Source organism: Shewanella sp. DW31, from assembly GCF_015767295.1.
In the GTDB taxonomy this organism is placed as follows: domain Bacteria; phylum Pseudomonadota; class Gammaproteobacteria; order Enterobacterales; family Shewanellaceae; genus Shewanella; species Shewanella oncorhynchi.
The window spans coordinates 211,338-237,651 of record NZ_JADWMP020000004.1; the positions used below are offsets into that span (position 1 = coordinate 211,338).

Annotated in this window: 19 protein-coding genes and 1 tRNA gene; 9 read left to right on the forward strand and 11 right to left on the reverse strand. The window is 42.8% G+C overall.

Features of this window, described 5'->3' with window-relative positions; genetic code table 11:
- Nucleotides 1–203: 203 nt before the first annotated feature.
- The 8 genes from GWI56_RS05530 to GWI56_RS05565 all read left to right on the forward strand — a co-directional run bounded on the left by GWI56_RS05530 (nt 204) and on the right by GWI56_RS05565 (nt 8,734).
- Nucleotides 204–1,232, forward strand: coding sequence for a porin (locus tag GWI56_RS05530; RefSeq protein ID WP_198572342.1), 1,029 nt, complete (start codon nt 204–206; stop codon nt 1,230–1,232).
- A gap of 123 nt (nt 1,233–1,355) precedes the next feature.
- Nucleotides 1,356–2,237 carry a LysR family transcriptional regulator gene (locus GWI56_RS05535; protein ID WP_028759678.1) on the forward strand — a complete coding sequence of 294 codons (882 nt, stop codon included), beginning with the start codon at nt 1,356–1,358 and terminating at the stop codon, nt 2,235–2,237.
- A gap of 43 nt (nt 2,238–2,280) precedes the next feature.
- A complete protein-coding gene (locus GWI56_RS05540; protein ID WP_198572343.1) occupies nt 2,281–3,507 on the forward strand; it encodes a DUF819 family protein in 1,227 nt (408 codons plus the stop codon).
- A gap of 480 nt (nt 3,508–3,987) precedes the next feature.
- Nucleotides 3,988–4,905: a site-specific integrase gene (locus GWI56_RS05545; RefSeq protein WP_198572344.1), complete on the forward strand. Its 918-nt coding sequence runs from the start codon at nt 3,988–3,990 to the stop codon at nt 4,903–4,905.
- Nucleotides 4,906–5,230: 325 nt separating this feature from the next.
- Nucleotides 5,231–5,899, forward strand: a complete 669-nt coding sequence (locus GWI56_RS05550) for a recombinase family protein (protein WP_198572345.1) — start codon at nt 5,231–5,233, stop codon at nt 5,897–5,899.
- An 848-nt stretch (nt 5,900–6,747) separates the two neighbouring features.
- Entirely contained in the window at nt 6,748–7,011 is a 264-nt protein-coding gene (locus GWI56_RS05555; protein ID WP_198572346.1) for a hypothetical protein, read from the forward strand.
- Nucleotides 7,012–7,086: 75 nt separating this feature from the next.
- The gene (locus GWI56_RS05560) at nt 7,087–7,878 is read left to right on the forward strand and encodes a hypothetical protein (RefSeq protein ID WP_198572347.1); all 792 of its coding nucleotides are present in this window, start codon (nt 7,087–7,089) and stop codon (nt 7,876–7,878) included.
- A 235-nt stretch (nt 7,879–8,113) separates the two neighbouring features.
- On the forward strand, nt 8,114–8,734 hold the full coding sequence (locus tag GWI56_RS05565; protein ID WP_198572348.1) for a hypothetical protein: 621 nt from the start codon (nt 8,114–8,116) through the stop codon (nt 8,732–8,734).
- Between the two features lie 175 nt (nt 8,735–8,909).
- Here GWI56_RS05565 and GWI56_RS05570 read toward each other — a convergent pair whose 3' ends face one another.
- The 3 genes from GWI56_RS05570 to GWI56_RS05580 form a co-directional block, all read right to left on the reverse strand.
- A complete protein-coding gene (locus GWI56_RS05570; RefSeq protein ID WP_198572349.1) occupies nt 8,910–11,207 on the reverse strand; it encodes a hypothetical protein in 2,298 nt (765 codons plus the stop codon).
- 477 nt (nt 11,208–11,684) lie between these two features.
- A tRNA-Pro gene (locus GWI56_RS05575) sits at nt 11,685–11,761 on the reverse strand.
- 311 nt (nt 11,762–12,072) lie between these two features.
- Entirely contained in the window at nt 12,073–13,602 is a 1,530-nt protein-coding gene (locus GWI56_RS05580) for an alpha/beta fold hydrolase (RefSeq protein WP_198572350.1), read from the reverse strand.
- Nucleotides 13,603–13,826: 224 nt separating this feature from the next.
- Here GWI56_RS05580 and GWI56_RS05585 point away from each other — a divergent pair, with 224 nt between their 5' ends.
- Nucleotides 13,827–14,327: a hypothetical protein gene (locus GWI56_RS05585; RefSeq protein ID WP_198572351.1), complete on the forward strand. Its 501-nt coding sequence runs from the start codon at nt 13,827–13,829 to the stop codon at nt 14,325–14,327.
- Between the two features lie 117 nt (nt 14,328–14,444).
- On the opposite strand, the gene nadE is transcribed toward GWI56_RS05585, so the two are convergent.
- The 8 genes from nadE to GWI56_RS05625 all read right to left on the reverse strand — a co-directional run bounded on the left by nadE (nt 14,445) and on the right by GWI56_RS05625 (nt 26,164).
- Nucleotides 14,445–15,275: an ammonia-dependent NAD(+) synthetase gene (gene nadE, locus GWI56_RS05590; RefSeq protein ID WP_198572352.1), complete on the reverse strand. Its 831-nt coding sequence runs from the start codon at nt 15,273–15,275 to the stop codon at nt 14,445–14,447.
- A 201-nt stretch (nt 15,276–15,476) separates the two neighbouring features.
- Complete coding sequence (locus tag GWI56_RS05595; RefSeq protein ID WP_028759658.1) at nt 15,477–16,781, reverse strand: inosine/guanosine kinase; 1,305 nt, start codon at nt 16,779–16,781, stop codon at nt 15,477–15,479.
- Nucleotides 16,782–16,944: 163 nt separating this feature from the next.
- Nucleotides 16,945–17,949, reverse strand: coding sequence for a ferrochelatase (hemH, locus tag GWI56_RS05600; RefSeq protein WP_198572353.1), 1,005 nt, complete (start codon nt 17,947–17,949; stop codon nt 16,945–16,947).
- Nucleotides 17,950–18,061: 112 nt separating this feature from the next.
- The gene (gene adk, locus GWI56_RS05605) at nt 18,062–18,706 is read right to left on the reverse strand and encodes an adenylate kinase (RefSeq protein ID WP_028759655.1); all 645 of its coding nucleotides are present in this window, start codon (nt 18,704–18,706) and stop codon (nt 18,062–18,064) included.
- A gap of 140 nt (nt 18,707–18,846) precedes the next feature.
- Nucleotides 18,847–19,710: a tetratricopeptide repeat protein gene (locus GWI56_RS05610; RefSeq protein WP_198572354.1), complete on the reverse strand. Its 864-nt coding sequence runs from the start codon at nt 19,708–19,710 to the stop codon at nt 18,847–18,849.
- A 184-nt stretch (nt 19,711–19,894) separates the two neighbouring features.
- The gene (gene htpG / locus GWI56_RS05615) at nt 19,895–21,808 is read right to left on the reverse strand and encodes a molecular chaperone HtpG (RefSeq protein WP_198572355.1); all 1,914 of its coding nucleotides are present in this window, start codon (nt 21,806–21,808) and stop codon (nt 19,895–19,897) included.
- A gap of 181 nt (nt 21,809–21,989) precedes the next feature.
- Nucleotides 21,990–25,085: an efflux RND transporter permease subunit gene (locus GWI56_RS05620; protein ID WP_131523289.1), complete on the reverse strand. Its 3,096-nt coding sequence runs from the start codon at nt 25,083–25,085 to the stop codon at nt 21,990–21,992.
- Nucleotides 25,082–26,164 (reverse strand): efflux RND transporter periplasmic adaptor subunit, encoded by a 1,083-nt coding sequence (locus GWI56_RS05625; protein WP_198572356.1) that lies wholly within the window; start codon nt 26,162–26,164, stop codon nt 25,082–25,084. The genes GWI56_RS05620 and GWI56_RS05625 overlap by 4 nt, the downstream gene beginning before the upstream one ends.
- Nucleotides 26,165–26,314: the final 150 nt, after the last annotated feature.

Sequence of the window (26,314 nt, forward strand, 5' to 3'; positions counted from 1 at the left end):
GTAAGATTTGGCGTGATGATAGTTTCTTAATTTTTTTAAATAGTGACATTGAGCAATAAATTAAAATTGTTAAATATAACTTAACACACTTTAAGTTATGCTTAACTCGATATTTTTGTTGATTAGATGTGATCTAAAGCGGAGATGTGTTTGCTTAAATCTCTAATATGGCATTGCTTTTACATTCTAAAAAGGTGATGTCGATGAAAAACACTAAATATATTGGTTTTAGTTTTATTTTAATTTGTTCAACTCCAGCTTTATCTGAGCCACTAGATTTTTATGGAAGACTGTGGCTTGGTGTGGCCAATTCAAGTAATGGTCTTTCTGGTAACGAAAAAGTTGATGGATTTTCCCTTGAAAATTATGCATCATATTTAGGCGTTAAAGGTGAGTATAGTGTATATGATAATTTTAGCTTGTTATATAAATTTGAAGCAGGGATAGAAAGCTTTGATAACGATGATTCTAATATTTTCAAACCGAGAAACTCATACTTAGGTTTTAAAACTAACTATGGTTCAGCTGTTTTCGGAAGAAATGATACCGTTTTTAAAAGTGCTGAAGGTAAAGTGGATTTATTTAATATTACCTCAAGCGATATGAATATGATCATTGCAGGTAACGATAGATTAGGCGATTCGATAACATTAAATAGCGCTAAGGTCGCTGGTGTTACTATGGGTATCAGTTATGTTTTTGATAAGGATTTTAATCAAAAAAATCCAGAACTTTCTGATAAACAAAACAATTATGCAATTAGTTTTTCCCTAGGCGATGCAGCACTTAAAAAGAATAGTCACTATATTTCAATAGCCTATGCTGATGGATTGAACCAGTTAGAGGCAACAAGACTGGTGGGTGGTGTTGCTATTTCATCCGTAAAATTGGGGGCTATGTACCAGCGCTCTGAGTCAAGTATTTATGATAATATTAAAGGTAACTCCTACCTGTTAAGTATGGTTGTTCCTATTAATAAATATGATATAAAATTTCAATATTTAAAAGATGATGCTGGGCTGGGTAAAGTGACAAAAAATGCCGGAGCAGATCTAAAAACACTAAAAGAGAGTGATGCAAGTCAATATTCAGTAGGCGTTGATTTTAAGGCTCAAAAGGATTTAACTTTTGGGGTAGGTATTTCCTATTTTGATGGTGACTATACTGACGTCAAAGGACATACTGAGTTTGATGACACTCTCATTTTTGTATCTACAAGATATCTATTTTAACCTCTATAGATAAAGCGGCTAAATAGCCGCTTTATAAAAATCAGATATTTATCATGTTAATTATTTATCGTTTTAAACTATTATACTGCTAGTATAACTGACTTTCCCCTCGCGGAGCATTTGATGCGGATAACATTAAGACAATTGATGATCTTTAAAGCCATACATTCTGAGAGGCAGATCTCAAAAGCGGCAAAAGTACTTCATATGTCAACGCCTGCTGTAAGTATGGCACTTAAAGAATTAGAAAGTTCTTTAGGCTGCAGATTATTTGAGCGAGTGGCGGGAGGTTTGGTTGTAAATGCGCATGGAGAAATAATATTACCTTATGCTAATGAAATGCTATCCAAGGGAAAAGAGTTAGAAAATATATTTTCATTCCCTGAACATGGCATTAAGGGGACGTTAACCATTGGGAGCAGTAAGACTGCTGGTAACTATGTATTATCTAAAAAAATTCCATTATTTAAGAACCAATATCCCGATGTAAAAATAAAACTAGTCATTGATAATAGTTTAGTTATTGAAAAAATGGTTTCAGAAAAAGAACTAGACTTAGGCTTTATTGATGCTAAACCCGCGAGTAAAAATCTCATTTGTGAGCATTGGTTACAAGATAATCTTTGCATTGTGAGTGGCGTAACTCATCCTGCTGCAAATGGTTTAAATACAAAATCTTGGCTTAGTGAACAATTGTGGATATTCGACCATGAATCATCGTTCTCTCGAATTCGTGCAATTCAGTTATTAAAAAGCTTAAATATCCACGTTCGTGATGAAATCTGCATGTCAACCATTGGCTCTATTAAAAGGGCAATTGGAACAGGTATAGGTTTGAGTGTATTACCCCTATTAGCGATTGACGCTGAATTAGCAAGAAAAGACCTTATTTTATTACCTGTGGATGGATGGGATTATAAACGAACTTATTGGTCAATTCAGCGTGAAGGAGAAGAATTATCTGCATTAAGCATGAGTTTCCTAGCCTTTAGTAAGCTACTGTAAAATATAACAATGTATACCAGCTATTCTTACTAGGTGAATTAAATTGATATCATCAGATCTTGGAATAGGATTTTTTTTAGTCTTTTTACTATGTAGTTTATTTTATACACACACATCCTCTATTACACTTTTTAAGCAAATTTATCGTATTTTTCCACTGATGCTAATGTGCTACGCCTTTCCTGCCATCTTTAGCTCGCTAAATATTATTGATGCAAGTCATAGTCAACTTAGCGAAATGGCAAAAACACACTTAATGCCCGGTTGTTTATTTTTGCTGATTTTAGGCACCGATTTCTTTGCTCTCAGTTTAGTGGGAAAAAAACTTCTCGGTATGTACGTGCTAGGTGCTGTGAGCATCTGTATTGGCGGTCCATTAAGCCTATGGTTAGGCTCTATATTTTTTCCGAACGAACTCGTCTGGCAGGGAGATAATGCTGCTTGGAAAGGCATGTCAACACTGATGGCAAACTGGCTTGGCGGAACCGCCAATCAATTGGCTGTAAAAGAAATCCACAGTGTCGGTGATGCCGTATTTGCGGTAATGATGGCTATTAATATTCTTTTTTCCGGTATATGGATGGTTATATTACTTTTCATTGCAGAACGCCAAGATAAAATCGATGATTTCCTGAAAGCTGATAAAAGCTATAGACCGATATTTTGCACTGACATCAAACGTAAAGTGATAGGAAAACAAACAAGCTATTATTGGATTCTGATATTGAGCTTGACTTTTTTCATTGTAATTTTCTTCAGTGAAAAATTATCATCCTTCCTTGCAACAAGAATCGCTAATAGTTTCCCACACTTATTTAAATACAACCTTACTTCTGAATTTTTTTGGTCAGTATTAATTGCAACTTTTTTAGGATTATTATTTTCATTAACAAATGCAAGACATGTGTTAGTCAAGGAAACTCAGCAGGCAGCTCTTTTTTTTATCTATATCATGATAATGTTGATGGGGTTGAACTTTGATATTAGCGCATTGAGCGCCGCGCCCTATTACGTTTGTATCGCTCTTATTTGGTTCTCTATACACATTATTATCTTATTTATTTTTACTGTATTTTTTCGATTACCTATCATGTACTTCGCGATCGCGAGTCAGTGTAATATTGGTGGTGCGGCTTCTGCACCAGTTATCGCCAGCGCTTTTCACCCAAGGCTGGCTTCCGCTGCTTTATTGATGGCAGTTTGGGGTTATACTTGGGCGTCTTTGTTGGCATGGTATTTTGGTTTTTTAATGCAGTTTATTCAACCATAAGATGGGAACAAAAAGTGTGGCCAACTAATTTTTTTGCTCCCAATAAATGCCACTCCAGAATCTTCAAAGCACTACCCAAAGCTTTCAGCAAAATTCAATTTAACGATACAACTTATCCATTACCCCTCAATCAATTAAACCTCGGAGTGATTCAACACTGTGATAAAGTCGCAGCTACGCGCAGCCTGCCCATATTTATTATGTTTTTTTCATGATTCAAACTGGGACACTTTACCATGCATATACCTCAGTCTTTTGGCGTGCTTAAAAAGAACTTTAAAATCGCATAAAAATAAAAAAGCCTGCAAACGATTAAGTTTGCAGGCTTTTTAACTCTTATAAAAAGAGGAATTTGGTCGGTATGAGAGGATTCGAACCTCCGACCCCTGACACCCCATGAATACAGCTACTTAGCCCACGCTAAGGCCTAAGTATATGCAAGATAAAAGGAAAGTCTGTGTACACACTAAGGACATGTACATGGCAACTTATCGACTATTACCAAGTGGAAATATCAATGCAATGATTCGCCCAAAAGGTCAAAAAGCAATCACCAAGACCTTTAGAACAAAAGCTGAGGCTGAGGCTTGGGTAAGCCAAATAGAAGGCAATAGCTTGATCGCAGGCTCACTAGCGCATTGTTCAAACTTATATCTAAATACACTAAAAGGTCGAGGAGGCACTGAGGCAACTACTTACAGAGCGACTAACTTAATCAAGGGGCTTCCACTCCAAGCGAAGGATATAACGCTTAAACACATTGCGGCCTATACCCAAGAAAGGCAGACCTTAGTTAGCGATTCCACTATCCGCCTAGAGCTTCAATTACTCAGCCGTATACTCAAATTTAACCGTCTACCTAATATCCTTGAAGGATACAAATTACCTAGAGCTGGCAAGCCTAGGGAACTCGTAATCGACCCTATTCAATACCAGATGATACTTAATGATATAGCGCCTAAGATTGCCCCTCTGGTGGTCTTAAGTTATGAAACAGCTATGAGGCGCAGCGAGTGCCTTAGCATAACCACTGAATGTATTAACTGGCAGTCAAAGACCTTGAGACTGACCGATACTAAAAACGGTTTTGACAGGGATGTTCCTTTAAACAGTCGAGCCTTAGCTGTACTCAAGCAGGCAGCTTCATTAGTTCAGGATGGTTATCTATTCAAAAGCAAGCCCTATACAGTTAGCCAAGCATTTAGGCGCTCTTGTGACCGTTTAAAGCTACCTAAGGCACTGTGTTTTCATTCATTGAGGCACACGGCCATTACACGTTATGCAAATCGTAAGCTCAATACACTTCAACTTCAGGCGATTTCAGGACATAGGGATATCAGTATGTTAGCGAGATATACCCACATAAAGGCGAGTGATTTAGTTTGTTTATTAGAGTAATTGCAATCGGTTTACTAAGTCGTTGATATTGGAATTTCAAAAAATGAGGGAGAAATGTACGGCAACTAGTGTATGAGTCGACTTACGTAGTTTCCCCCATAGGGGGGGCTTACAGCCCTCTCAAGGCTATTCAAACCAATTATTAGAGGCTTGCCAGTTTTATTAGCTCCTCACTCTTTAGTATTGAAAGTGTGAATAGCATCACTTGTTACCCCATCCCTAACTCATAACAGAATAAGAATATCTACTTGACCAAGTGTATTCAGCAAGTATACTTAAATGAATACAGCATTACCCACCCAATTACCTAGGCTTACGATACCAAATGAATACACCTAAATCAGATAACGATAGATACTACATGCTGAATACACCTAAGCTTATCATTCGAGCTTATCTTAGAGCGTCCACCAGCGATCAAGATAGCAGTCGGGCTAAGCCTGAGTTGATGGCATTCATCAAGGCTCATGGGATGGCCGTTACAACCTTTTATCAAGAAAACGTATCAGGCACTAGCCCAGACCGTCCAGAGCTTAACAGGCTTATTGAGGAAGCCTCAGAGGGTGACATATTATTGATTGAAAAGATGGACAGGTTAAGTCGTTTACCTTGGGAGTTATGGCAATCACTTAAAGCCAAGATAGCCGCTAAGGGGCTAATCATCGTTATTGTCGACCAACCTCAGACACATTCAGCCCTAACTACAACAGATAGCAACTCAGGATTCATACAACGCGCTCTAACGGCTTTTATGCTTGACCTTGCCGCTGGCATGGCTAGAGACGATTACGAGACCAGAAGGACTAGACAGGCCCAAGGGATAGCAAAAGCTAAAGCTGAAGGTAAGACTTGGGGTGGACAGAATAAGGATGCTCAGTTACATAAGGCCATCATTACCCACTTGCATACCATGAGTATCAGGAAAACTGCAGAATTATTAGGTTGTTCTGTATCAACGGTTCAACGAGTAAAGAAGCAATCCGAGGCTAGGTAACCAACTAAGCCACTCAACTATTAAAGTCAGCCCCGATATTAACTTGTCGGGATCTGACACATAAAATCCTTATTTATCATAAGCTTACACAAATCCAGCTCAAAGTTGGGGTCTAATTAGTACCACTATTGAAGGAAGGCAATAGCCGAGCCTAGTTAGAAATAATTATAGAAATACTTGACACGTATTTGTTAAGAAAAGTCCATAGTTAGCAACTTCAACGTAAGCAACTGATTTTATTAAAGAATCAATTGGTACCACTATTGAAGAAATATTCTAGACACTTAGCCATCTCAAACACCTCATTTAACAGATTAAGATTGCCTCCTCAGGGTAATCAATACTTATCTTCCTGCATTCAATTGCAAACCAGTCAATCCCAGTAATTTAATTAAGCGCTATCAAGGCCGTAGCGACCAACTTAATTAGATGAAGTGATTGGCTGGTGGAAGGTCAGTATTTCGCCTTCCTATGGCCTTAGGGTTGGCGCTGAGATTATCTTCAAGTTACACACACAAAGTCTTTGATTAAAGGCCTAAAGAAGGTAACAGAAGGCTACTATTTACTTACTTATTATCTTCTTAAAAGAATAAGACCTTAGAAGGCCTTTTAATAGGTAACGTAATAAGAAAGGAATAGGTTAAGAAATGGGTAAAAGCAAACCCTCTTTGGCCTACTAAGCATACTAAGCCGATTACTTAACTTACATTAACTTAGCCTAATGAATGGCCTAGCCTACCTTTTGAGCTACCCGCTAATCCTAGTACCAACTCACCAACCGAACTTAGAAATCAACCAGCCCAATCGAGGGCTAAATTTTAGCTACCCAAAATAAGGAGAAAATCATTATGTCAACTATCGGAGATTCTAATCGCGGCCGAAATAAGGTCGTAGTCACACCTATCAGCACTTTCAAGTTACCACCAATTATTAGCTTGGAAGACTTAACAAACCCGAATGCCACTCTAAATAAATCCCATTTATCAGGTAAGCAAGACGGTACATGCTTTACCTTAATCACGGGCGACCAGTGGACCATTGTTAGAGCGACTGGAAGCGCCACCAATGCCCCTTGGATAGCCTTAGACGGCACTAAATACACCCCAGAGTAAACCTACATCAAATTAACTTAATTGCCTCTGTAATGGCCTTACAGAGCGCCTAACATAATCCTGAGGAGGATAATAATGACTAAATCAACCACGAAAGAAACCACCTGCCAGACTATGACTAACAAAGAGCTGGCGGAAGTCTTATCAGCATTTTCTGAGGGTAAACACGAAACCGTTAGATTACTACTTAATGAGAAACTCCTACCAGCGGTCACCGAGGAGCAAGCGCTATATCTGACTAATGTTGAAAATATAATGCCTTCTACTTATGAAGATTATTATGTAAACCGCTACACGGCTGAATATGACTTAACTCAAGATTATCTAAACAACCCCATAACTGATATCTCTGAGTGCTTAGAAAGTTTTATGCGGCACTCACGATATGGTATTGCGGGCAATGGCGAATACCTAGAGAGGGCGGTTAAGTTGATTGAGGGTAACTCAGACGGCTTACGGGAAACCCTAGAGAACATCAAGGCATTCAATTGCAAACCAAACGCCCTAGGAGCCAACCAGAGCTACGTTAAAGAGCTCTTAGGGCAAAGGGCGGCCCGTCATGCTCAGTACGTCCAAATGACTGATTTGGAGCTCCTACGATTAGAGCTCAAATTAGAGGGTGATGAGTTATCAGCAGTTAAGAGCGTCATTGATGCGCGTATTGAGGCAGCTAAGGCCGCTAGAGAAGCCAGCCTATCAATAAACACAACCACTTACTCAGGCGATATGGTTGTTATTAATGGTGTCCAGATGACAACAGGAGAGGCTAAGAGACTTGCCAATTCACCTAACCAAACCCCCTCAAATAGTGTTACTGGCTTCAATAATCGGACAGCCTCCAATGCTTTCTATGTAAGCAAAGGCTAATACGTAATACGCCCTTCAACCTTGGAGGGCCTAAATCTAAAGGAGAACAACCCTATGAAAATAGAATGTAACGGATGCAACAAAGAGTTGCCTAGCTCAGAGTTCTACACCAATGGCTTTATCAATGGGAGACATACTAGGCGTTCAAAGTGTAAACAATGTGAATGCGGTAGGTCGAAGATGAATCATCCCAAACGAGTAATCAGGGAAAGATTAAAGCGAGAGGCTTGCCTGTATGCCTAAAATCTATGGTGTTGGGATCAATAACCTAAAAGGTGAATCACGAACTGTACCTTATAAAGCATGGATAAGAATGTTATATCGCTGCTACAAACTCAATTTAGGCGCTAAGGTATGTAATCAATGGCTCACCTACTCAAATTTTAAGACTTGGTACGAACTAACAACCAACAGAATAAGGGCAATCGGCTACCGAGGTACATTAGAACTTGATAAAGACTTAAATTGCCAGAATGGTCTAATGTATTCCCCACAAGACTGTTCGCTTTTGCCAATGGAAATCAACCGATTTATTGTCAATATAGGGTGTTCAACAGTCAATAGCACGGGACTTGCTGGAGTTGACAAAGATAATAGAGGAAATTTGAAAAAGCCATATCGAATATCTCATTTTAATCTTGGTAAGAAAGTACATATTTACTTTGAATCTAAGGAGAAAGCTTACTCGGTTAGACTTAGCCTATTGGTTGAGCGAATAAAGCACTTCCTTGAGGTATACGAGGATCTACTCAAGGTACAAAGCAGGTACACTAGTTTAGCTCGCTTAAACTCGATAGAAGCAGTAAGGGAATATGAGGCATTAGATCTGATGATTAAAGAAGCAACAAATAATTGAATAATTTTTTAAAAAATGAATAAAATAGTTTTCAGAAATATCAAAAATATCAGTTATCCAAATTAAGAGTAGCTTACACGCCTAATAAAACATTATGTACTACTGCGGCTCACATAATTATAGCCAATAATAAACTCCGAGTTATTGCTGTTTTTGTGAAGCCGCGGTCACTATTTTATACATTTGCCGTAAAGAAAAACCTAACCTTAGACTCTAGCAATTTCCCTTTATCTGATAACTCAAACTCAAAAGGACACTTTTTCCCTATCTGAAATTTGAATAATGGTTCTGATAAAGTTGCACAATAGAAGCTGTTGTATGTATAATTATTTATTGTGAAATAGCTTGATTTAGTTCCGTCCCCCCATATAATCTCTTTATCAGTAAAGGTAAATCCAGTCTTACTCAAGTACTCTTGAACACCTGACTTAAGAATAACTACTTTTATGTTTGCCCCCGTTATAGGGAAATTTTTAATTAAACAAATTCCTCGATGCTGAAGGATCATATCGAACTGCCGAGTCAAATGCAGCTTTACCAATACAGAACCAGCACCTTTGAAATCAACAGAAGAATTTGTGTATTTCAAAAATATAGTTCTCGGGAATGTGTTATTTAATGTAAATGAACTTTTGCTGACTAGTTTTAAACGCTTAAGTGCAACAGGTACGAGAGAATTATTTTCAATTGCATCCATATAAGCCTGCTTCAAACTTTCAATAGCATCATTATTAAGTGGGCCACGTTCTTCAAGTTCTTCTTTATGTTTAGCCAACTTTTGTATTACATTCTCAAGAAACTCATCTGAGACCCGAAGAACTTTTTCAGCAGTTAAATAATGACCAGTGATAAATTTCGAAACTCCACCAATTTCAACAATATTTCTGATACCTACTTTCAACCTACCAACTGCAAAGAGTAGGAGATCTAAGTCACTATATCTATACAAATTTATATTGAATGATGGACTAGACCCTCTAAATTGACATTTAACAATCTCATACAAAAAAAGAACGCAACTAGAATGAATGATACTCTCTTTTGGTGAATCCCAGAACTCCACATACTCTAGCTGTTGAGCGTTGACTATTGAAATTAAGATAGCGTCTATATCATTAGGCAAAATGCCATCAGAATAACTAAACACGTCTGATTTCAATGGATTAATTGAGTCCCTGAGATATAACAAACAATCTTCTCTTGATTGTAGATAAAAAAGAAATGAATATGACAAACTTTTTACTGCACAGCTAAAGTCTACTTCCCACAAGGTAAAAATAAATTCGTCAATAAGTTTATTAACATCTTCATTAATATCGATACCTACTGACACTAGAATTTCTACAAGTTGTTCTCTTGTAAAATTTTTGTCATCACCTAACAAGAATTTTTCTAATTGCAGTGTTAAATCTGTTTGCCATAAGTTAGCGTTAATTCTATTGTGGAAAAAGTAGCATAAACTTGAACGGCTATCATGTTTATTTAGGTTATAGGCACTACATATTCGTTCGTACAATTCCTTTATTACACTGTAGTGCTCATCTTTAGCTAGACGTATTAACATCTTGATATAATTTACCAACTCATATATATCCATATTATGTAAATTATTTTTAGGCGCAAGTTCAATGAGAAATCTAGCTGACATAAAGGGCTTGTAGCTATCGTTTCTTTTAGTTTCTATCCAGATTACAACCTCTTGTAGACTACTTAAAGATATTGCATATCTTTTATCTCCAAGTAACTGGAATGATAAGTAGGAAAGTAAATTTGCGACAGTTGTATATTTTTTCTGAGAGGAGTTAGTGGGTAGTCCGTAGAGAATTTTATATAGGCCTGCTATATAGCATTTCATGTGTTCTACCAGTTTACCACTATCGTCATTTTTTAAAGAATAACCAAGGCTTTTTGCCTGCTCACTCAGACACATTACATCCAAGTTGTTTTTTAGCCTAGCTCCCTCAATATCCATTAATACGACTACTTCTGTAGTTGTCAGTTCACTAAGATTCTTGGTTTTATCCATAATTTTTTCATATATATATGTAGAACTACTTAAGTTCCTAAATACATAAGAGAAATACCTTGCATACATAATCACCACGTATACAAAATAAATTATCACGAATAGTAATATAAACACTTGTAATATTGTAGGAAGAGCTTTACTAACCAAATAAAATGCCAAAGTGAAAACCATATATATAAGCACTTTAGGCACTATAGAATCAGGGCTTATAGGAGATTTTAGATTCAGGTACTTAACTAAACTTTCAGAACCATACTTATCTTCCATCCATTGCAATGATTGTTGTGTAAGTGGAAGAGCTATAGCTGTCAATGCAACTAATATCGTAGCTATGTACGTTATGATGCTTACAGTGTTTTCAAGGGAGTTTTTGACCACGTATTCAATTGGCCCTCCCATATACAGTTCATTAAGCACTTCTAACGCTTTATAAAGATACTCCATCTAGCAACCCACTACCTGTATTATGAATCACATGCTCGAAGCTGCTATACTAGCTGCTCACCATAACCACTTTAGCTCATAGTACATTGAATATTTTCATATGGTCAATCAGACACTTAAATATGGCTCGCAATAAGTGTGATAGCTCACTAATATCGCTTCATGTAGAAACTGCAAAATCTAACTATTAAGCTATTATTAAGCTATCTTATTTCGATTCTTAATAGTGGTTTTAAAAGTTATCTAGAATCAGTAAACATAATTTGAGGCAGGAACTACAATATGATTAGGAAGTCGCAGCGAAACATCATTAGAAGTAGTTGCTTTGTCGAGTCGAAGCACAGGTAACAAATGGCAAATAACAAGGCATTAAGCTACCGTGTTTGGCGTGTACATTGTGCTTGTGTACATGTACGAGGATTGTATATAGAATAAGCCAGTTACTATTTTTCAAATAACTGACTTTCCTAGGGAATATGGTCGGTATGAGAGGATTCGAACCTCCGACCCCTGACACCCCATGACAGTGCGCTACCGGGCTGCGCTACATACCGAATTTTTAAGTATATTGCATACCTGTGCTGACTTAGCTAAATATAGTTTAGCGATAATCTTTACGGCTTTTGCTCAATTACTTATCACCTAAGATACTGTTTATGGGGTTTATCTTAAGCGAGCCAGAACTGTAGCAATTGCCTCGCAACTGCGCAAGTGCTTCATTACATCTCTTTGATCAACTGCTTAGTTTATGTTCTGAATGACACAATTTTCGTCGATAATGATTGCTCGATACTGATTACGTCCATACTCAAACAGGATTTAGCTGCAGAACAGACATAATGACACCTGTTTACTAAATCATCATTCAATGCGAGTGCATATGGGCGAGTCGATACTCATCCATGCGCTCGAGTAGATACGGGAAAAATGGATTCCATTTCTGTCGTAACATTTCAGATGCTGACACACTATACAAGCCGCGCTCTCCCCGCGAAGCTGAGGCTCCGATTTGGATCCTATGTAAATCAGGCTGGATCACGGCACCATAAAGCCCATCATCTATGCCAAAAGGTAGCGCAACATGGGATAAGGAATACACACCTGCAGGCCAATATAAATCTAATATCCGCACGTTTTCACTGACCTGAGTGAGCACTTTACCCTGTGCGTCTATATCCTGTGTATCTAAATTCTGTTCATCTAAACCCAGTTCATCTAAACCAAAGTATCGCGCCTGAACCTGCGTGGTTTCATTACTGATATTTTCCACCACAGTGCCACGATAATGTAACTCAGGGTTATTAATGTTCGCCAACAAGCCCGCAAGCGGATCATTGGACACCATCTTGGCATTTACATCGAGTCGGTTCATATCAAACAACACTAGCTCATGGCCTTTTTCAGGCAATGTTTGATACAGATTATTCACCACCGCCGCGGTTGAAACTGTTGCATCCACTACCGACTGAAAGGTGAGTATCGACGGAACTTGCGCCCGTTGCTGCGGCGTTAATCCTGCCAATAAACCTTGGTTACGCAGGGCTAATTGATAAACTACATCGCCCGCATTAACCGCAAAAGAGGTGTATTTAAAGGGATCGTACTCCACTTGAATACTGTTCCATTGCAGTTTATCCAGCTCCAACAATCGTCCTATCCAACTCTGCCAGCGTGCAGCCGCCGCAGATGGCGCTAGCCCTATCGCGGGAGAGATAAAAATCATTCCATCATAATCAGGGGCTTTATCATGGCTTATACGTTCTAACTCATGGTTCAGCGCGACGGCGGCACCCGTCGAAAAAGCCACCACAAATAATGGTTTATCTTTCAGAGTTTGCCGCATATGCGCTGTGGCTAAATTCACCGCTGCGGCCAGATCTTGCCAATAAAGCTCAGTCAATCCACTTGGAATCGTGCCATGTCCTGGCAGTCTTAAACCGAGCACATGGGCTTTACCTTTAAAGTGCACTGCCACATTGGATAGAGCATAGGGCGAATCCGACATACCGTGGAGCAGTAATACTCCAAATTCGGCATTAGCCACAGACCATTCATAACTGCGATTCCAGTTTTGTGGCCAATGGGCAGGATCAGACAAGCTATTTTTAACATAGCGATTCACTGGAGATAATTCAGAGGTAGGAATCTTCTGTACAACTTTGCGCTCAACTTCGCCGAATAAGCGGACTTCTAGCGCTAAGTACTCATTAAAATTAGCGAGTTTAGTATTATAATGGAACTCATTTTCTAGCTCGACCGTATGCCAAAGTGACAGCTCAGGGCGCGCATTAAGAAAATAGATCCCTGTCGCGAGTAACGCCACCACTATGCCAGTACTCGCATACACTGCAGCTAAAAATAGGTGTTTTGTCGAACCTATGATGATGGCCTTCATCGCTGTTCCTACATGGAGATAAAATATGCAACTAGATTATACGGGTAGATAAAAACATCCTTCAAACGTTTTACCGCGATAAAATCCACTAGTGTAAGCAGTGCAATTTAATCACTTCAATTTAGTCACCCAATTTACTCATCTCGCAATTTTATTAGCCGCATAGGCCTTAATCGGGTTAGGATCGAAAATAGTCTTATTCCAACGAAACTTATACGCTCTCGATGATAATCGGTAATCCACACGCTAGGTTCGCTTACTATCTTCCTACAGCGCCGCTGGTACCTGACAGCTGGCATTACACTCAGCCAGATGCTGTCGCGACTCTTATAGCTCTCAATGGCAATCATTGGCGTAAGATCTTCACTATTATGGCAAAAGTCAGCGCGGTTGGAGAAGATTGGCGCAGCTATCGTGACCAAGTGTTACTTAAGCAAAATGAACTGCTCTGCATAGGCGGCACTGAATTGATGGCAAACGCTAAGATTCATCTCATTGCGGGGCAAGTGGCCGCAAATGCTTTAGGGCTCACCATGTCCGTAAACGATTCCGATGCGCAGCATTTAACTGCCCAAAATAAATCCATAACCGCACTTAAGCTGCCATCTTCGCTAGGACAGCATTTTTTACTCACGCCCTATTTGGATTATCGCCAATACCCAAACCAACTGATCGCCCTGACACGCCAACACTTAGCAACGCCAGAGCCCCAACACAGTGAATAATTCCATTATGATTGTGGTAACGGCTGTCACCACAGCATTAGTCACCAAATAACAAAGGCATAAAAAAGCACTCGTGAACAGAGTTCAAACGAGTGCATATTCAAGGACGATTCAGGGTTAGTCGTAAATGGTTGGAATAGGCTGACGTTTATGCTGTGTCGCCTTATAAATACCAATCAACTTGTCCTCAACCGCCTTGCCAACGTCTTTACCCTCAAGGAAATCATCGATTTGCGCATAGGTTAAGCCAAGCGCAACTTCATCTTCGAGTAAGGGTTTATTGTCTTCTAAATCCGCGGTCGGCGCTTTATAGACTAACGATTCTGGCGCGCCAAGATACGCGGCGAGTTGGCGAACTTGGCGTTTGTTAAGACCAAATAATGGCGCTAAATCGCAGGCACCATCACCCCACTTGGTATAAAAACCTGTGATATTTTCGGCACTGTGATCTGTCCCCACCACAAGCCCGCCCACGAGTCCGGCGAGTTCGTATTGCGCTATCATCCGCATACGGGCTTTAACGTTACCCTTCACAAAATCAACCTTCGCCACATCGGGCAAAGGCAATCCGGCTTCGGCTAACGCGGCAACTGTAGCGCTGTGCACACCATCAACGCCTTGATGCACATTCACTGTCACCAACTTAGAGGGCTGAATAAACTGACAGGCTAATTGCGCCTCATACTCATCTTTTTGGATCTGATAGGGTAATCGCACAGCGATAAACTGGTAACCGCCTTGGCTATTTTCTTGGTTTAAACTGTCCACCGCTAACTGACACAAACGCCCAGCAGTAGAAGAATCCACCCCACCGCTGATCCCTAATACCAATGCCTTGCTGCGTGCATCTTTTAGTTTGGTTTTAATAAACGCGACACGACGTTGCACTTCGAACTCTGGCTCTATGGCCGTGAGTACCTTCATTTCTCTTAAGATTTGCGCTTTCACCGAAAATTCCACCTTAAATTATCGCTGTATTTGGACTACCTGAACCCGACTAACGTTAACATTTATTCGCAACTGCCTGTAGTTAAAATTAATGCTTAGTTAATTGATTATTGATAAACGCCATAAAAATAAGGGCAACAACGGTTTGCCGTTATTGCCCTAACGTAAATCAGTCAGTTTAATACCAATACAGCTACCGACTTATCTTTCCCAGTAGGATTCTTCTAAGCTGTCTTCGCGCTCAGGTAAACCGCGGGATAAACGCGGGCTATGCTGAGCTAAGACTTCATAGGCGACGCGGTTAGCATACTTACACACTTGAGAGAACGAAGAATAACACAGGCCATCGCGCTTATGTTTACTTGAGCCTGGCACGTTAGTCTTGTGGAAAGTATTGGCCGCCAGATCGTGCAATAACGCCGATAATGCGCCATCGCCAGCGCCATTAGTGTTACCGATTTTTTCAGGGCCGCCCATGTAAGGTGAAATGTGGGCAAAGACTTTGATTGGTGTTTCACAGTCACTTTTAAGCTTTGGACGGGAGAATTCATAACGATTAAATTCAGGGATAGCACCCGGCAACAGCGTGTGAGTCGTTTCGCGTTTTTCTGAGTCCTCGGTATAACCCGCAGTATAAAGCCCGATTGGACCCGCTGTGGTTAATACCATGTCGCACCATTCCAAGGCTTTTTCACTGGCAAGCAGAGGATCCCGTGAACCCGTTAAGGCTTCACCTTCGTCTTCATTCATCGCCAAAATGGTGACATGTTCTTTGATGAAGTTTTGCCACCATTGTGGATCTTCTTCAATCAAGAAACGCGTGCCTAAGGTTAATACCACGGGAACTTCGGCGGCTTTTGCATATTCGATAGCGCACATGGCCGCATCGGTAATACGGTCGCCATCACTGGCGCGCATCAAATACGCGGTCAACACTAAGGCTGAACTGCCCTGCACCACGTCTTTATCGATAAATTCAGGTGTGAGTTTATCCATAGCGCCTTTGCTGATCGCAAATGTTCGCTCGCCGCACTCAGAAATCAGGGTAAAACAGCGACCGATAGGACCATCTACAGGTTGTAGAAAGTTAAGGTCGACTTTAGAAGAGGTATTACATAAATAGCGGTAGGCGTAACTGCCCACTTCGATATTTTGACTCATTACTCCAAACAGCACTGAACGGTCATCGGCCAAAATAGAATAGTTGTGCACTGTGTTACCAATAGTGCCACCAGCAAATTCATCGCTAATCAAACCATGAATTTTTAACTCAGTGTAGAGTCTGTGGGCCTGTTCATCATTGATCAAGGTAGAATTGCCTTTGGGCAAGCCATAACGGCTCAGCAATTCGTCTTCCACTTTCGCTTCGATATCCACTAAGGTTTGATCAATACCGCTGATATAGGTCGCAAACGGCTGAGGCTGTTGAGTCAGCTGTTCAAGCAGCGGATCTCGGGTTTTAACCGGAAAATAATGTTTAGATTTACGCTGACCGGGAAACTTCATAGTGGCTCTCTTTTCCTGGCATCCATGCTAATTGGCGTCTGCCGAGGCGGTCAAGCCAAGCAGCATCCTAAAAATATTGAGTCTAGGCTAGCGAGACAAAAAAACCACCCCTTAGCCGGAAGGGCGCAGATTCTATCACAAAATCAGTTCGAAGCCAGTGCTCCTATACCCAAGATACCGCTTGTTCTTGGATTAATTGCCGTAATAATTCAATGTGTAACTCATCGTCGTTCAAACAAGGGATAAACCGATAGTCGCTGCCACCAGCATGTAAAAAGGTTTCCTTAGCGCCAATGGAGATTTCTTCTAAGGTTTCGAGGCAATCGGTCGCAAACGCAGGGCAAATCACATCGACACTTTTGATCCCTTGCGCAGGTAACTCGGTCAATAGTTTATCGGCGTAGGGCGTGAGCCATTCTTCGCGGCCAAAGCGCGATTGGAAACACACTTGCCATTGCGACTCGCTCAGCTCAAGTTTTTGCGCCAACAGTTTAGCCGTGACAAAACACTGCTCGCGGTAAGGATCGCCCTCTTTCACATAACGCAGTGGAATACCATGAAATGACAAGAGCAACTTGTCGGCCTGCCCATGGGTTTTCCAGTGGCGCGTCACACTGTGTGCCAGCGCAGCAATATAAGCGCTATGGTCAAAATAGTCTTTATTAAAGCGAACCTGCGGCATGTCACGCACGGTTTTAAGATAACGGGCAACGGCATCGAACACACTTGCCACCGTCGAGCAGGAATATTGGGGATACAAAGGCAGCACAATAATACGCTCTGCTCCTTGATCTTTCAGGCGTTCAAATCCCGCATCGATGGAGGGATTGCCGTAACTCATACCCAGTTCAACCGGAATGGTCTGGTTAAAGGTTGCACTTAAGTCCACCGCCAACTTTTGTGCTTGGCGTGCACTTATCACCATCAAGGGCGAGCCTTCCTGCGTCCACACGCTTTGGTAAAGTTTCGCGACTTTAGCCGGACGGGTGTTGAGAATAATACCGTTCAGCAGCGGTTGCCAAATCCACGGCGATAAATCAACGACACGGGGATCACTTAAAAACTGCCTTAAAAAGCGTTTAACGGCCTTAGGACTAGGTTGATCAGGCGTGCCGAGGTTAACCAATAACACACCAAAAGCAGGGGAAGGATTCAACGTTAGGCTCATGGTTAATGAAGTTCACTTGGAGGCTAACATTGCGATACCCATAAAAAAAGCCTGCATCGGCAGGCTTTTTCTTAATATGAGAACTTGTTCTCGTAAATTAACCTTTATTCGGTTATTTCAACACTCTAGCTAACTGCTCACTCACGGCCGCAACCGATTGAGTACCGTCAAACTTGTTGTATTGAGTTTGGCCAGCGGCAGCCACTTTACCGTAGTATTCAACCAGCGGCTTAGTTTGCTCGTGATAGATCGCGAGGCGTTTACGCACTGTGCTTTCTTCATCATCAGGACGAATGGCTAAATCTTCGCCCGTCACGTCGTCTTTACCTTCCACTTTAGGTGGATTGAAAACCACATGGTAAACACGGCCAGAACCTGGGTGAACACGGCGACCGCTCATGCGCTTAACGATTTCTTCGTCTGGCACGTCGATTTCAATCACGTGATCAATGCTAATACCGTTTGCCGCCATCGCATCCGCCTGTGGGATAGTACGTGGGAAACCGTCTAACAAGAAACCTTTAACACAGTCTTCCTGTGCGATACGCTCTTTAACCAGACCGATGATCAGATCATCAGAAACCAGTTGACCAGCATCCATCACTTTTTTCGCTTCCAAACCCAGTGGAGTACCCGCTTTTACCGCGGCACGTAACATATCACCAGTGGAAATTTGTGGGATACCATACTGTTCCATAATGAACTGGGCCTGGGTACCTTTACCGGCACCTGGGGCGCCCAATAGGATAATGCGCATCTCAAGAGTCCTCTTTTCGCATTGATATTCTTCTTAGGGCGGCGATCTTCGCACATCTTGCCGCCATTGAGAAGGGTTTTAGCTTCGACTTTAGCCTCAGAAACCGCAAATAAACTGCGGTTACTAAGCGATTTTTTTCATTAATAGAGCAAAGTATAGAGCTTACGGCGGTATTGATTGGCTATGGGATTACCTTGGCCAAGTGCCGTTAATACTTCCATAAATACTTGTTTTACTGTGCCATTTTCAGCACCTAAATCTTTACTTAGCACACCGAATAACAGTTCTAATGATTCATCATCGCGGTGGGCAGCATGCAATGCCTTACTCAGCTCGAGTAATAACACTAAATCTGTTGGATTTTGCTCAAACTTTTGCTGCAAATCGCGAATTTCAGGGGTATCCGCCGCATCTAAGGCAAGTGCGAGCTTAGCTTTTAAACTCTGGTAGTAACCATCTTGGTCAGCAAGCCCTACCTTCTCAAGCATGGCTTGTGCTAACACTAATTCGCCCTGCATCAGATACACATCGGCAAGCACTAGACTCACCTCACCCGCTTGATTTGACCCTGTATGTGCTTCTTTAAGCAACACAGCCGCAGTAGCAAGATCCTCTGCACTTACTTGACTCAAGGCGAGCAATGCTTTGGCCTGTGCTAACTGTAACTGCCACATAGGCGGCAAATGTTTATCCAGCATGGCTGTGACTTGCGCCGCATCTTGCAGGCCAGCAAAACCATCGACAGGCTGACCTTTATCCAATACTAACGTGGTCGGTAGACTTTGAATGCGAAAGTAATTGGCGATTTCTAATTCGGCTTCACAGTCGACTTTAGCGAGCACGAAACGACCCGCATTTTGCGCGGCAATTTGCTCTAAGGTGCGCAGCATAGCCACACTTTGTTCCTGTGGCTGTGCCCAAAATGCTAACACCACGATCTGTTGCATCGAGGCGTCAACCACTTGCTGAATATTGTCTTTAGTCAGGCTGAGGATATTATCCATAGTATTCCCTTAACATTTAAGGCCTCTATCATGGGAGGCCTTATTCTTTTAAAACTAAGCGTTAGAACCAAGTCTTAAAATCGAGTCTTACCGCTAACGGATTGAGTGACAGGCTAGGTGCAAACCACTCTTCCTGCACTAGAAACAATATCGGGGCCGTTCAAAGAAGGGCCCCGATAGTCATTTACTTCATGTTAGCCAGTAACATTTGGTTCATCAGCTTGATAAAGGCCGATGGGTCCGCAAGGCTACCTTTTTCAGATAATTGCGCCTGTTGCAGCAGCAGATTTGACCAATCCGCGAAGGCGGCTTCATCTTGAAGATCATTTAAGCGCGATACTAATGGGTGCGCTGGGTTGATCTCAAATGTCGGCTTCACTTCTGGCACAGGTTGACCCGCAGCTTGCATCAGCTTGATCATCTGAGTCGACATTTCGCCTTCACCCGCCACCACGCAGGCAGGAGTGTCGGTTAAGCGTGACGTGACTTTCACATCAGCAACGGTTGAGCCTAATGCCGCTTTAATGCGTTCAACTAAAGCTACCGATTCTTGCTCAAGCTTTTCTTGCGCTTCTTTTTCAGATGCATCTTCCAGCTCGCCAAGTTCTAAATCACCACGGGTCACTGAGTGCAGTTGTTTCTCTTTGTACTCAGTTAAGTGGCTGATTAGCCACTCGTCGATACGCTCTGACATCAGTAAGACTTCAATGCCTTTCTTACGTAACAGCTCTAAATGTGGGCTGTTAGCAGCGGCTTCATGGCTGTCGGCAACAATATAGTAAATCTTAGTTTGACCTTCTTTCATGCGGCTGATGTAGCCATCAAGTGACACAGTCGGCGCAGCACTGCCCGTATGGGTCGAGGCAAAACGCAATAAGCCAGCAATACGCTCACGGTTGGCGAAATCTTCCGCAGGCCCTTCTTTCAGCACTTGCCCAAATTCAGCCCAGAACTGTTGATATTTTTCCGCATCGTCTTTCGCCAGTTTTTCCAGCATGCCAAGCACACGTTTGGTGATACCAGTACGCATCGCTTTGGTCACGTGGTTATCCTGCAGAATTTCGCGGGATACGTTCAGCGGCAGATCGTTTGAGTCAATTAAGCCCTGCACGAAGCGCAGATAAGATGGCATAAATTGCTCAGCGTCATCCATGATGAACACACGTTGTACAAACAGTTTTAGGCCGTGTTTACGGTCGCGATTCCACATATCCCAAGGCGCTTTTGCAGGAATATACAATAGGTTAGTGTATTCTTGCTTACCTTCTACCCGATTATGACTCCACAGTAGTGCGTCTGTGTAATCGTGGGAAATGTGTTTGTAAAACTCTTGATACTCTTCGTCACTGATATCAGCTTTATTGCGCATCCACAAAGCCGTGGCTTTGTTCATGACTTTCCATTGACCTTCGGTCGCAGGAATTTTTTCGCCATCAGGACCATCACGCTCTGGCGAGCCTTCTTGCCACATTTCGACTGGCACAGAGATATGATCTGAGTATTTAGTGATGATCGAACGCAGGCGCCAATCATCGGCAAATTCTTTTTCTTCGTCACGCAGGTGCAGCGTAATTTCAGTACCACGGCTCGCCTTGGTGATGGTATCAACGGTGAAGTTACCCTCGCCTTCTGATTCCCACAATACGGCTTCATCGGCCTTATGACCGGCAGCGCGAGTGCGAACAGTGACTTTCTTCGCCACGATAAAGGCTGAATAGAAACCGACACCGAACTGACCGATTAACTGTGAATCCTTTGAGGATTCGCCCGATAGATTCTTAAAGAAATCAGCGGTGCCTGATTTTGCGATTGTGCCTAAATGCTCAATCACGCCGTCGCGGGTCATACCCACGCCGTTATCTTCGATGGTCACAGTGCCTTTTTCTTTATCGGCACTGATACGGACTCGCAGTTCACCGTCGCCTTCATAGAGTGCGTCATTGGTCAACGCCAGATAACGCAGCTTGTCCGCCGCATCCGCAGCGTTGGAGACCAGTTCACGCAAGAAAATTTCTTTGTTGGAATACAAAGAATGGATCATCAAATGCAACAGCTGTTTGACTTCTGTTTGAAAACCATGAGTTTCTTGTTGTGACATGAAATTTTCCTTTATTTGTTACGTAATTTGGTAAAAGTAACGCTTAGTGTTTACTAAATGGGGCTCCAAATTTGCTTTTCAAGGGCAAGGGCTAAAACGAGGTTCGAATGGCGAAAAATAAGGCGCTTGATGAATACCAAGCGCCTATATGTATGCTTCCAACATCAACCTGCACGAGGCGTTAGTCTTGGGCTAATTCTTTTTCTAACTGTTGGGCGATAGCTTCGGGCGATCCGCTGTTGCGGGCAAAGAGTCCATAAGCGGCGGGGATCACGAAGATAGTGAATAGCGTTGCCAGTAAAATCCCCGACAACACCACTACACCAATCACAAAACGAGTTTCAGCACCCGCGCCTACAGCCAATACCAATGGCACGGCGCCAGCAGCAGTGGTGATCCCTGTCATTAAGATAGGTCGTAACCGCTGCGCTGACGCTTGGATAATAGCCTTATCAAAATCAACGCCTTTATCCCGCAATTGGTTAGCAAACTCGACAATCAAGATGCCATTTTTCGCGGCTAACCCGACCAGCATAATAATGCCTATCTGACTGTAAATATTAAGACTCTGCCCCGTAAGCCACAAACCAATTAAGGCGCCGACGGTAGCCAGCGGCACAGTAAGCATGATCACCACAGGGTGGATATAACTCTCAAACTGCGCCGCGAGCACGAGGAATACAATCCCCAGTGCGAGGATGAATACGAAGTACATAGAGCTACCCGACTCTTGATAATCGAGAGATTGGCCCTTGTAGCTAATCACCGCTTCCGCTGGCAAATAGGTACGCGCCAATTGATTCATATAATCAAGGGCTTCACCTAGACTATAACCATCTTCTAAACTGGCTTCTATGGTGATCGCACGCATACGATTGTAACGGTTCAGCGAACTGGCGTCGGCAAACTCCTCCACAGTCACTAAGTTAGACAGCGGAATAAGCTCCTGACTGCGCTCGGAACGAACATAGATATTTTGCAGATCCGCCGCAGTATTTTGATTATCGCGCTCGCCTTCAACGATCACATCGTATTCTTCACCGTCACGCATAAACGTCGTCACTAAGCGTGAGCCCAACATGGATTCCAACGTACGACCAATGTTTGAAATCGACACCCCAAGGCTCGCCGCTCTGTCTCTGTCGATGACGACACGAAGTTGAGGCTTAGTCTCTTTATAATCGTGATCTAATCCCAATAATTTAGGATTCTGTGCCGCCTTTTGCATCATGATATCGCGCCAGCGGGCAAGCTCTTCGTAGCTAGGTCCACCAATCACAAATTGCACAGGTTTACCTACGCCGCGACCAAAGGCTTGGCGCATTACAGGGAACGCTTGCACTCCGGCGAGATTGGCAAGACGCTTATTAATGTCGACGATAACTTCCTTTACTGGACGACGTTTGCCCCAGTCTTCCAGTACTATGATTGCCATACCGTTAGAGAAATCCGCCGCGCGGCCAAAGCCACGGGGGGCACGAATGAGCAGACGTTTGATATCACCCGTTTCGACCAATGGCATCAAGCGGTTTTCCACTTCATTCATATAGGATTCTATGTATTCGTAACTCGCGCCCTGTGGCCCGTTGACCATCAAGAATAACGAACCACGGTCTTCCTGTGGCGCAAATTCTTGCGGTACTTTTTGGACTAAATAGACACTAGAGCCTAATGCGACTAATACCAGAATCGACACTAATATCGGGTGAGCCATGGCGGATTTTAAGGACAATTGATACCGGTTTGACACTTTTGTCATTATGCCGTCGACCTTACGTACCAACCAAGAATCCTGCGAGCTCGGCTTAAGCAACTTAGAGCACATCATGGGCGTGAGTGTGAGCGCCACTAGGCTAGAGAACAGCACTGCCGCACTCATGGTCACGGCAAACTCTTTAAAGAGTTTACCTAAGTCACCCTCAAGGAAAGTTATTGGCATAAATACCGCGACCAACACGAGTGTGGTCGCGATGACTGCAAAAGCCACTTCACGCGCACCGAGAAAAGCAGCTTTGAGTGGGGAATCTCCTTCTTCGATACGTCTATGAATGTTTTCCAGCATCACAATCGCATCATCCACCACCATACCGATGGCAAGGATCATCGCCAATAAGGTCAAGAGGTTAATGGTATAACCTAGTGCATACAGCACAATAAAGGTGCCGAGCAGAGACACTGGCACAGTGATCGCGGGGATCAACATAGCGCGCACACTGCCAAGGAACAAATAAATCACGATAATTACTAAAATCATCGCTGTGAACAGGGTTTGATACACTTCTTTAATCGAGGCTTCGATAAACACTGAGCTATCGTAGCTGCGTTTAATCGACATCCCCGCTGGCAAGGTCGGGTTGATTTTGTCAACCAGCGCGTTCACTGCGCGCGCCACTTCTAACGTATTGGCGGTTGACTGTTTAGACACGCCTAAACCTATCATTGCCTCTTTGTTGCCACGGAACATAATCCGCTCTTCATCAGAGCCAATTTCCACCCGTGCGACATCGCTCAGTTTGACTAAATAACCGTCTTCCCCTTGGGTGATCACTAAATTTGCGAAATCTTCGGCAGTGCGATAACCCCGCTCCAGTCGCACTGTAAAGTGCCGCTCCTTCGACTCTATCGAACCAGCAGGTAACTCGACGTTCTCAGCTCTGAGCGCGGCCTCAACATCGGCAACCGTTAAACTGCGAGAGGCCAAGGCTTGTCTGTCAAGCCAAACGCGCATGGCGTAAACCTTACCACCACCAATACGCATCCGCGCCACACCATCGACCACCGAAAAGCGGTCCGACAAATAACGGTTGGTGTAATCGGTCAATTCTAGGGTCGTCATTTGATCCGACACGAGATTGAGCCACATGATCACTTCATCACTGCCATTGGCTTTTTGCACTTCTGGGGGATCAGCTTCATCGGGTAAATTGTCGAGTAAACCTGAGATCCTGTCGCGCACATCGTTAGCTGCATCTTCAATATTACGGCTAATATCAAACTCTAAGGTAACTGATGAGCGGCCATCACTGCTCGATGAACTCACGTGACGAATGCCTTCGACGCCACTGATCCTGTCTTCAATCAATTGGGTAATGCGGCTTTCCACCACGGCAGCACTGGCACCGCGGTAATTCGTGTCGATAGATACCACTGGCGGATCTATGTTTGGGTATTCACGCAGGGGTAATTTATCAAAGGAGACAAGCCCGAAAGCGACCAGCAGCAAGCTGATCACTGAGGCAAATACGGGACGTTTGACCGAGAGATCAGTAAGGATCATACACTTGGCTCCGCGTTCGTATCGGCAAGATAACTAAACTTTTCCGCGAACTCAGTTTGCACTTTATCCCCAGGATGAACTTTCAGTAAGCCGCGGATCACTACGTTTTCGCCCAAGGCTAAACCATCTAAGATCTCCACCCAGCCACGGGTGCGAATCCCAATAGTGACTTGTTTACGTTCAATCACCTTGTCAGCATTGACGCTGTAAACATAATGGCTGTTTTGGATCGGGATAATGGCAGATTCAGGCAACATCAAGGCCTCGCGGCTACGCTTGATGAGTTTAACCTTCATCAACATGCCCGGTAATAAACGCAGTTCAGGATTGGGGATTTCGGCGCGAACAATCACTGTGCGCGTGGTTGGATTCACGCGGCTATCAATCGATGTCACCACACCTTTGAAAGTCACATCAGGGAAAGCGACCGCTTTGGCTTCCACCTTTTTACCTGGCTCTAAATCTTGAATAAAGCGCTCTGGCACTGAAAAATCGAGCTTAATGGTAGAAATATCATCCAATGTCGTAATTACAGTGCCGGGTGACACTAAGCTGCCCACACTGATTTGACGTAAACCTAAACGGCCATTAAAAGGCGCCAGAATACTGCGATCATTGAGTGATGATTGCGCCTGTTCGAGCTCGGCACGGGTGGTATCAATAAGGGTTTGTAATCTGTCGCGTTCTAACTCTGCCACAGTGCGGCTAGTCACCAACGAACTGATCCGAGCTAATTCACGTTGATTATCACTGACTTTGACTTGCGCGGCTTTAACCTTAGCGATCTGCTCAGCATTTTGCAGTTGGACTAATAACTCGCCCTTTTTAACGATATCGCCGTCGTCAAATTTAAGCGCTATCACCATGTCGGTGACTTTAGGCGTTATCGTTACAGATTCTGCGGCTTTATTGCTACCAATAGCTTCAACTTCATCGCGAATGGGCGCCATAGCGGCAGTGGCAATCACCACATTAGGTATGAGTTTAATCTGGGCTGCAGCAATCTCTTGCGGTTGCATGGCTTGGTATCCAAACCATGCCGCGGCCAATATGGCGATTATTAGAATAATTTTTTTCATCGGGCTTCCAAGGAATGACTCGCATTAATGACGGCTAGTTTACTCACTCACATCATCGCATCAATACGTTTTACTTTTTCTTACAAATTACGCTGATAGCGCAAAATATGTATGATTAAGTGTCTTTGGCGATATCAATGGTTGAGTTGC